We start from the raw sequence: 4,962 nt of genomic DNA, 5'->3' as shown, positions 1-4,962 counted from the left end.
GGAACCTGGCATCCGACAGATCGATCCCGATATTGTTGGAGTCTCCGTTCCAGGTGCCCACGTCGGTCGTTTGCCCCGTCGCAAGCTCCGCCCCGCCGGCATAGCCGTCGATCGACGAGAACAATGCCCAGCGCTCCGCCGAGTTGACCAGCGATTGGACGAAGGTGCGGAACGTCAACGATTCCAAATTCACCTTATACCCGGCATTCGGGGTGAGGGTGAACTCCAGGTAGTCATTGCCTTGAATCGCGCCGGAAAGATCGTTCGTGTCGTTCACAGCGTCGAAGCCGAAATCCGCACCCGAGCCCCCGAACGCGAATTTGTTCTTCGTCCCAAAGGGATTTCCTTCCGCATCCAGCCCGTCGGCCGGCGCATAGGTAAGATCATAGCGGGCACTCAGGCCAATCCCGGTCGTGAAATCGGACGCGGTCACGTTGATGCCCTGAACATTGGCCTCCGGCGTGCTGACATCCTCCCCATCCCCGAGACCCGTATCGAAGTCATATCCCGCCAGAATCACCGCCTGCGCGGCCCCGACCAACAGCAAACAGATGCCGAAAGTGCTCGTTAAGATTTTACCCACTTCATCCTCCTTCGGATTGTTGGCCCCTGGTTTGCCTTCCGCAGGGGGGCGCTCCGCCCCTTGAATCGGAAAAGCCTATTTTGCAATCGTGATTGAATAATCCCGTTGTCCCGCCGGCAGATCGAACTGCCAGAAGCCGTTGCCGAGCTCCTTGGCGGCGAAGCCCTTGGCTTTCGGCGTGGCGTTGGCGCACCAGATGACGAGCGGGCCGCTCTCGACCATGGAAACTTCCAGGGATTCGGCGGTTGCCTTGACCGACTTCACCGCCACCGGCGACAAGTATTTATCGCGCGCGCCGATGACGGCCCAGCCGTTCTGGACGGGGGCGAGCAACAGCAGGCGGTCCGAGAAACCGGTCAGTTCGACGGGATAAGGCGCATCCAGTTTCACCCCGGAACCCTGGCGCCAATCGAAGAGCACCAGCCCCTCTTCCGGCAGCGCCCACGGCCCCTCGTACGGCTGGATCATGCCGGACGCATGCGCATAGTCGGCCGCGGTCACTTCGGTCGAGATCGTTTTTTCGCCCGGGTGGAACAGGTTGTAGGAAACGATGGCCGCACACCGGTTGGCCAACGGCGCGATCACCCGGAACGCCTGGCCGCTTTTGTAGACATCCATCATCACGGAATCCGGCAGCGGAGCGCCCGGGGCGAGCGGCCGCAGCAGCTCGCCGTCGGCATAGGCCAGCGGGCGGATGAATTCATCGCAGAAGTCGGTCGGGTTGTCCGAGAGGTAGATCGGTGCGCCGGACATCGCCTTGGAGATGGCCATCAGCTCGCCGCAGTCGGGGTCGGACGAATGGAACATGTCGTGGTCGGGCCAGACGGTCTGCCCCTGGAACAGGGTGCAGACATAGGACTGCTCGATGTGTGCCTTGGCCTTGGCCAGATCATGCAGTTTATAGTCGATGCTGACGCGCGACACGGCCGAGTAGCGCGTCCCCAGCACCTGGGGCGTTCCCTGGCTCATGCAGTTGATCATGCCCTGCGGCATACGCGCCTTCACGGCATTCTCCAACGCTTCCGTCATCCAGGCATTGATCTCCACGCTGCTGTCCACGTTCTTCTGCATGTTGTTGTACAGCGACTGATTGTCGATTTTTACGAAGTCAAAGCCGTAATCGGCGACCGAACCGATGAAGGCGTCGTAAAAGCGCTGCGCGCCCGCCTGGGATTTTCCCGGGCCGAGATTTTTTCCGAACGGGATGAAATCCTTGTTCAGTTCGCCGAAATCGTTTTGTTTGTTGATGCCGCTCCACAGTCCCATGTAGGAGTGCCACAGGCCGAACCACTTGATCTTGTCCTCCTTGCGCATCGACATTAGCGGCTCCCAGCCATTGGGGAAGGTCTTCGGATCGGGCGCAAACCCCTTCAAGGCGAGGCCCTGCTGAACCTGGAAGCCGTCGTCTACCAGGAACCACCGGATCGGCAACCCGCTGTTTTCAATACTCTTTGCGGCATGCACCAGTTTATCGCTATCGATCTTTTTCCTGAAATGCTCCCAGGAACACCAGCCCAGATATTTCATTGCTTCCGGGTAGGTTTTATTCATGCGCCAGTCCGTTGAACCCTCCAGCTGTTCGAGTGCAAGTTTCCAGGCATTGGAAAGCGAGCGATACATATCGGGATCCTTCGCCCAGACCAGCAGCGGGATGCTTCCGCTCTCCGTGCCCTTGCCGAAGTGGCCGAGCACCACGGAGACCTCACCGCTTTCCGAGGTGTCCAGCCAGCTCATGGTGGCCCCCTTGCTTAACGGCATCAGCGTCAGGTACTCGCCCGACTCCAGCTGGTAAAGCGCAAACATGCCCTGCGACTGCGCCCCCTTGCCTACGGTTCCACACGGGTTTTTGGCAAAGGGCTCCGCGAAAAGCGTGGACATGTCGTTGTCGTAGACAAACCACGGCGTCATCTGGTTGGCCAAGCGCGGCCATTTGAAATTGGAGCCCAGCCCCCCGCCGAAATAGGCGCCGCGCGCAAACGCAGGCAGGTTCAACGCGCGGGTAAGCAACACCCCGTTCTTGTCCGGCTTTACCGACTCCAGGGATTCGCGAATCACCCCGGCGGTTTTATCGCCGATGGCAATCGGTTCGGCCCTCAAAGTCGAACAGACCGAAACGATCGAGAGCAGCAAGGCCGGTTGGAATACGTTCATGGGTATATATCCTTTCGTTAAACTTCGTGTTTGTTCGGCCGGATGCGTCTCCAAGCCGATCGCATATTTTGTTTTCATCCGATTTTGGCGGCAATCCATTCGGATTGATGATTGGGCGGCTGAATACCCGCCCGCCCATCGCATCCGAGAACGCCAAACCCCTGCAAAAGAAGATGAGTATTATACTCTTCATGATCGCATGCTAACACCATTCGCAGGAAAATGACCATCGCCTTAAAAGGGTATATGGACCCCTTCTTTCGCATGAAAGAAACGGTTCGCGATGGCGCGGCGACCACCCAGCCAGCACCAAAAAAAAACGCCGCCCCATTCGGAGACGGCGTTTTTTCTACAACTCCCGCAAAATCAGAGCATGCGTTTCGGTTTATTTGCTCAGTTTGAAGAACACGGCGGGGGCGCTGCCGATCGGAATGGTTACCGGCGAAGATGCGCCCGTTTCCTTGACGCCCCATCCGTTCGCATCCGGCAGATAGGTGTTGGTCATCACGTTGTAGGTGCGGCCGTCTTCCCAGGACATGGTGAGCGATCCGCCGGAAACGGAAGCGCTGACATTTGGGATGGCCGTGCCGTACACATCGCCTCTGACAATCACCTTGTCGAACTGCGTGGCGGCGGAGTACGACTCGTTACCGCCATAGATGTAGAGGCGGAACTCGATCGATCCTTCCAGCTCCTGGAACGCGTCACCCGACAGATCGACGACGTGGTTGACATAGACCGCGTCCTCCGTGTTTTGCCCGATCGCGATTACGTCGTCGATCGCGAATCCGCCCACGGAGGAGAAGAGCGCCCAGCGCTCGGCCGCGTGATTGGTGGTTTTAGCGAACGACCGGAACGAAAAGCTGGTCAAGTCCATCGCATATCCATTCGTCGGCGTGATCGTGAAGACCATGTAGTCGTTGGTGGCGATCGCCATCTCGAGGTTGTTGGCGTTGTTCATGTCGGTAAAGCCGAATGGCGACCGCCCGTCCCCGTATGAGAACGGATTCGCCGTCCCGAACACATAGCCTTCCGCATCGAAGAGTTCCGACAGGCAGTTGCCGTTATTGGCAATCACATCAAACAAACCATCGCCAACACCGAAATCGCTGGCAGTCACATAGGCGTTCTTTTCAGTTACCGCCCGCGTGGCGTTGCCGGTTCCATCGTCAAAGTCATACCCGGCAATCACGTTGGGGGAAGCGATGAGGGAATAATAGATCACATCCAATGCCACCTCGATGGTATTGGTGACGCCGGAACCCGGCTCGGTCCAGCTGACCACCAGCGTGGAATTCGTGGAGCCCAAGTGTGCGAGACCAATCGAGGCGTTGTCGAAGGAGACCGTAATCTCTTCATCCAGGTTGGCCGTGCCGAGGGTACTGCTAACCACGGAAGCGCTGAACCCGGCATCCGCCGTCAGCGACACGATTTCAACATCGCTCGAAGTTGAACCCGCAATGTACGAGGCCGTGATGGTGCCGCCGACGCTCGTTTCGGGGGCAATCAGCTCCAGCGATAGCGACTCCAGATCCACCTCGAGCATGCCTCCGGGCCAATAGCTCTCGGAAGTTTCATCAAAGGTGATCCCGGTAAGCGATGAACCCTGGGTCGCCAGGCGCTGCTGCCCTTCCACCGAGAACGTGCCGCCGGAACCATCCGTGGTGACATCGAAAAAGACCATGCCCACATTGGTGCTTTCCAAGTCCGGCAGGCCGGTGACCTCGGCCGCGGTTCCTCCATTGACGGAGAGACGAAGCCCGGTCGGCGACCAGCGCCCATCCGTCGATCCTTCGTTGCCCGTCATCAGGCCGACGCGGAACGTCGTGGGGGCGGTGCTGTCGATCGTAAAGGTGACGAGTTCCGTCCAGGTTCCGACGCCGGAGCCCGTCGCGACGGCCATTCCGGAACGGACCCAATCCTCCGTATCCGAGGTGGGCGGGAGGGTCGGATTGTCAATGGCGGAGTAGGTGTCGTATTCCGCCACCGAAGAAAAGTTGGCGCCGGCATCCACGCTGGTCACCCAGCTCGGGAGATCCTGGGTATTCCGGGAAAAAGGTTGGCTGTTAACGTTCGCCGTTCCGCCCACGCCGAAAAAGAAATAGCCTTGCGAGCCGTAGATATCGTCCCCGTTGAGATCGAAAGACTTTCCGGTTCCGAACGTACGGAACCCGGTCGCGTTCGCACCGCTTTCATGGAAGCCCGCGGTGCCGCCACCTGCGGGCAGT

Annotated in this window: 3 protein-coding genes; all 3 read right to left on the bottom strand. The window is 59.0% G+C overall.

Annotated features, from left to right (window positions below):
• On the bottom strand, window positions 1-583 hold a 583-nt coding region (locus tag ABYO54_RS13900), incomplete at its 3' end, for a hypothetical protein (protein WP_372808849.1).
• 75 nt (window positions 584-658) lie between these two features.
• The gene (locus tag ABYO54_RS13895; protein WP_372808848.1) at window positions 659-2,734 is read right to left on the bottom strand and encodes a Sip1-related alpha-galactosidase; all 2,076 of its coding nucleotides are present in this window, start codon (window positions 2,732-2,734) and stop codon (window positions 659-661) included.
• A 385-nt stretch (window positions 2,735-3,119) separates the two neighbouring features.
• Window positions 3,120-4,962, bottom strand: a 1,843-nt coding sequence (locus ABYO54_RS13890) for a hypothetical protein (protein ID WP_372808847.1), incomplete at its 5' end; no start/stop codon positions are given.

The sequence above is a fragment of the Pontiella sp. genome (assembly GCF_041622395.1).
In the GTDB taxonomy this organism is placed as follows: Bacteria; Verrucomicrobiota; Kiritimatiellia; order Kiritimatiellales; family Pontiellaceae; genus Pontiella.
Note: the sequence above shows the minus strand (reverse complement) of the source record. Positions and strands in the feature narration are given on the sequence as shown.

Bases quoted from the DNA above. Each gene is read 5' to 3' on its own strand.
- ABYO54_RS13895 (WP_372808848.1), bottom strand. From the start codon at position 2,734: ATGAACGTATTCCAACCGGCCTTGCTGCTCTCGATCGTTTCGGTCTGT.